The organism is Aliihoeflea sp. 40Bstr573 (assembly GCF_024105655.1).
In the GTDB taxonomy this organism is placed as follows: domain Bacteria; phylum Pseudomonadota; class Alphaproteobacteria; order Rhizobiales; family Rhizobiaceae; genus Aliihoeflea.
The window spans coordinates 1-1,309 of the sequence record NZ_JAAAMH010000061.1 but is presented as its reverse complement, the minus strand read 5'-3'; the positions used below and the strand labels follow the sequence as shown (position 1 = coordinate 1,309).

1 protein-coding gene is annotated in these 1,309 nt (G+C 63.2%); it reads right to left on the bottom strand.

The features are described from left to right. Positions 1-156: 156 nt before the first annotated feature. Positions 157-1,236, bottom strand: coding sequence for an IS5 family transposase (locus GTK01_RS20885; protein ID WP_252929779.1), 1,080 nt, complete (start codon positions 1,234-1,236; stop codon positions 157-159). Between the last annotated feature and the right edge of the window lie 73 nt (positions 1,237-1,309).

Below are 1,309 nucleotides of genomic sequence, written 5' to 3'. Positions count from 1 at the left end.
TGGACACTTCGAACTACCGGCATTTAGTAGACCGTAGGGCCGCGATTTGAGTTCTGCACGGCCTGACATGTGGCTGCGGCTTCGGCATCGGTCATCTGGGTTGGTGCGGGGCACCGATTTTCGGCGTAGCGGCAGCGATGTCGGCCGCTTTCGCCGTCATGCGGGCGCAGTTCGCCCCTGTTGCCAGACGAAGCGGGTGAGGTTGTAGGCGAGGTTGGCCATGCCGATCTTCGTCCTCGCCCGCGCCATTCCGATTGTGCGCACGAACAGTCCCATGCGGGACTTCTGCTGCGCGAAGACGTGCTCAACGAAGGCGCGGATCTTGGAGCGGCGACCATTGGCGCGCGACGTCGCCTCGCTCATCGGCCGACCCTTCGGCTTCCTGTGGTGGATGTCGGAGACGTAGCCGCTCTTCTCCAGCCACGCCTCATTCTTCTTCGATCGATATGCAGTGTCAGCCCACACCGTCGAGCCGGTGTTGCCGCGGTCGAGCACATTGCGAAGCTGCGCCCCGTCATAGGCTGACGCGCTCGTGACATTCCAGCCGCGGATGAAGCCGTGCCGGCGATCGATAGAGGCGTGGTTCTTGTAGCCGAAGGCGGGAATGGCGATGTCGCGCTGCTGGACCTTTCCGTCCTCAGCCACTTTGGCCTTTGAGAACTTCACGGTCCAGCGCGCATCGCGATCCTTCTGGCGCAGCTTGGCAGGCTTCCCCTTCCATGCGTCCGGGACCTTGCCCGCCTTGATGTCCGCCTTCTCTGCGTCGGTGTTGCGTTGCTTTGGCGCCGCAACGATCGTCGCGTCCACGATCTGGCCGCCCATCGCGAGATAGCCGGCCTTGGTGAGGTGCTTGTCGAAACGGGCGAACAGGTTCTCGATCGCCTTCGCCTGCGTGAGGTGCTCGCGGAACAGCCAGATCGTCTTGGCGTCCGGCACGCGGTCCCCGAGCCCCAGCCCGAGGAAGCGCATGAACGACAGTCGATCCTGGATCTGGAACTCGGCCTGGTCGTCCGACAGGCCGTAGAGCGCCTGCAGGATCATGATCCTGAACATCATCACCGGGTCGTAGGGCGGGCGACCACCCTTGGCGCCGTCGGACCGCTTCAGTGCCTTGGCCAGTGGCTTGCGGAAAACCTCCCACGGCACCAGCGCGTTCAGCTTCTCCAGCGGATCGCCGGCCTCGCTCAGCCGTACATAACGCTCGTCAATATCCCAGAACCCAACCTGTCCCCGCATCTGCAGCCTCCCGCAAATCACCGGAAGATTGAATCATGAAACGGGCGAGATGGGGAGGTTCTTCGAGGTCTCC